The following is a 2,765-nucleotide window of genomic DNA, read 5'->3' as shown; positions in this document are numbered from 1 at the left end:
GTCGAGATCGAGCGCCTTTTCCAGTTCCCTGGCCACGTCGCTGTCGAGAGTTCTCGTCGTCGTTGGTTTCTTTGCCATGCCTTCGCTACCCTGTACTAGCTGCCGCGGGCTTATAATTCTGTTTGTCTTGCCCCGCGCAGGAGGCTGAAAATGGACCCCTCGTATCGTAATGACACAGGGGGGTAAAGAAAACATGCATTCCGCGGGATACGTAAAACTTTAAATATAAGGTTAACGGAACTGTGATTTGGGCGCCGCTTTGGCAACATTTTTCCCGGCCATTCATTAACCCGTTGTCCATTGGATTCGCCTAGGTTTTTGGGCGAATCGAAGAAACGGAGTTCGAGTTCATGCGTGGCGAAAGCGGCATTGCCTTCTCAATGCCCGGGGGCGACGTATCCGGACCAAGGCGGTCACGGCCGGTCGATTTGGCACACCTTGCCCGCCAGACGATGGGTGACCGCAGCCTTGAGCAAGAGGTGCTGGCGCTGTTTGTACAGCAGGCGCTGTCCGTGCGCGACAGAATAGTCGACGCCGACATCAAGGACCGGCTTCTGCTCGCCCATGGATTGAAGGGTTCGGCACGGGGCGTCGGCGCCTTTGCCATCGCCGATTGCGCCACCGAGATCGAGCACCGGCCGGAAGACGGCCAGACGCTCAAACGGCTTGGCATGCTGATCGACGAAGTGCGCGATTTCATCGCCGCCATCAACCGCTGAATCCGCGCTGAACCCGATTTGCGGAAAAACGTCATCGGGCGGCGCTTTCATGCGGCAGTTGACTTGTCAGCCGGAGTGATTATCTCGGCTGGAACTCCCTTCAGGTGACAAATGACCAAGCTGACTTTCATCGCCCATGACGGCACGCATTTCGACATGGACGCCGAGAACGGCTCTACGGTCATGGAGAACGCGATCCGCAACGCCGTGCCCGGGATCGAAGCCGAATGCGGCGGTGCCTGCGCCTGTGCCACCTGTCACGTCTATGTCGACGAAGCCTGGACGGCTGAAGTCGGCGAGCCGGAAGCGATGGAAGAGGACATGCTGGACTTCGCTTACGACGTCCAGCCGAACTCACGGCTGTCGTGCCAGATCAAGGTGCGAGACGCGCTCGACGGTCTCATTGTGCGGGTGCCTGCCCGTCAGGGATAAGCGCAGTATCTTTGCCAACTGATTTTTCCCGCTGCGGCTTGGCAGCGGAGCGATGGTCATGCAGTGTCCTGTTGTTTCACTACAGCGCCGCGCGTCCTCTTGGGCGCGCAAAGGACGCTGTAGGACTTTATTTTGCGCATGATCCTTTCCGAAAATCGATCCGATTTTCGGGGTCATGCGCAGCGAGGCACAGGCATGACCGACATTATCAGGACAGACGTGCTTATTGTCGGGGCAGGGCCGGTTGGCCTGTTTGCCGTGTTCGAGCTCGGCCTGTTCGACATGAAGTGCCACCTGATCGACATTCTCGATCGGCCGGGCGGCCAGTGCGCGGAACTCTATCCGGAAAAGCCGATCTACGACATTCCAGGCTGGCCTTCGATCTCGGCGCAGGGGCTGGTCGACAAATTGCTCGAGCAGATCGCGCCGTTCAAGCCTGATTTCAGCTACAACCGAATGGTTTCCAGCCTGGAAAAACTGGAGGATGGCAGTTTTCGCGTCACCACCGACGAAAACGAGGTGTTCGAGGCCAAGGTGGTGGTGATTGCCGCCGGCGGCGGCTCCTTCCAGCCCAAGCGTCCGCCGATCCCCGGCATAGAGCCCTATGAAGGCAAGAGCGTCTTCTATTCGGTGCGCCGGATGGAGGATTTTCGCGGCCATGACCTCGTTATTGTCGGCGGCGGCGACTCGGCACTCGACTGGACGCTGAACCTGCAGCCGGTGGCAAAGAGCGTGACGCTTGTGCACCGGCGGCCCGAGTTCCGTGCCGCCCCCGACAGCGTCAACAAGATGTATGCCATGCAGGAGATGAGGCAGCTGGAGTTCCAGGTCGGGCAGGTGACCGGATTGACCGGTGCCGACGGCCAACTGTCATCGGCCACCATCAAGGGACCTGACGGCGATGTCGAGGTGCCTTGCACGCGCATGCTGCCGTTCTTCGGCCTGACCATGAAGCTCGGACCGATCGCGGAGTGGGGTCTCAACCTTCACGAGAACCTTATTCCGGTCGATACCGAGAAGTTCCAGACATCGGTGCCCGGTATCTTCGCGGTCGGCGACATCAACTGGTATCCGGGCAAGCTGAAGCTGATCCTGTCTGGCTTCCACGAAGTGGCGCTGATGGCGCAGGCCGCCAAGCGCATCATCAGCCCCGGCGAGCGCATCGTTTTCCAGTACACGACCTCATCGACCAGCCTGCAGAAGAAGCTCGGCGTCTCCGGCTGAAGCTTACTCGGCGAGGATGGGCGCCGCATTGTCGGCGTAACCGCGAAGCTCCTTTTCGGGCATCAGCGTCAGCGTGATCAGCCCCAGCAGCAATGTAACGGCGGCGACGGCAAAGATCATCACGAACGGCTCGACCGTCGCGCTATGGCCCACGATCCGCACGCCTTCACCGGCAAGTGGCAAGCCGTAGCCCAGAGCGACCGCGCCGAGCATCGCGACACCAAGCGCACTGCCAAGCGAACGCAGGAATGTCAGCACGCCCGTCGCGACGCCGAGATGCACGCGATCGACGGCGTTCTGGACCGACACGGTGGTGACCGGAAACGTCGTTCCGGTTCCAAACCCGATGCAGATCGTCAAGACCTCTACCTCCAGCAGCGTTGCATATCC

3 protein-coding genes and 1 pseudogene are annotated in these 2,765 nt (G+C 60.0%); 3 read left to right on the top strand and 1 reads right to left on the bottom strand.

Going from position 1 to position 2,765, the window contains the following annotated elements; genetic code table 11:
* The first annotated feature begins 350 nt into the window (after nt 1-350).
* From EN750_RS27915 to EN750_RS27905, 3 genes are all read left to right on the top strand, one after another.
* A complete protein-coding gene (locus EN750_RS27915; protein WP_127269546.1) occupies nt 351-719 on the top strand; it encodes an Hpt domain-containing protein in 369 nt (122 codons plus the stop codon).
* Nucleotides 720-830: 111 nt separating this feature from the next.
* Nucleotides 831-1,151: a 2Fe-2S iron-sulfur cluster-binding protein gene (locus tag EN750_RS27910; protein ID WP_056582251.1), complete on the top strand. Its 321-nt coding sequence runs from the start codon at nt 831-833 to the stop codon at nt 1,149-1,151.
* Nucleotides 1,152-1,346: 195 nt separating this feature from the next.
* Nucleotides 1,347-2,375: an NAD(P)/FAD-dependent oxidoreductase gene (locus tag EN750_RS27905; protein ID WP_127269545.1), complete on the top strand. Its 1,029-nt coding sequence runs from the start codon at nt 1,347-1,349 to the stop codon at nt 2,373-2,375.
* A 3-nt stretch (nt 2,376-2,378) separates the two neighbouring features.
* Here EN750_RS27905 and EN750_RS27900 read toward each other — a convergent pair.
* A pseudogene (locus tag EN750_RS27900) lies at nt 2,379-2,765 on the bottom strand (MFS transporter); the annotation flags it as partial.

The organism is Mesorhizobium sp. M7A.F.Ca.ET.027.03.2.1 (assembly GCF_003999175.1).
Taxonomy (GTDB): Bacteria; Pseudomonadota; Alphaproteobacteria; order Rhizobiales; family Rhizobiaceae; genus Mesorhizobium.
This window is presented reverse-complemented; position numbering and strand designations above follow the sequence as displayed.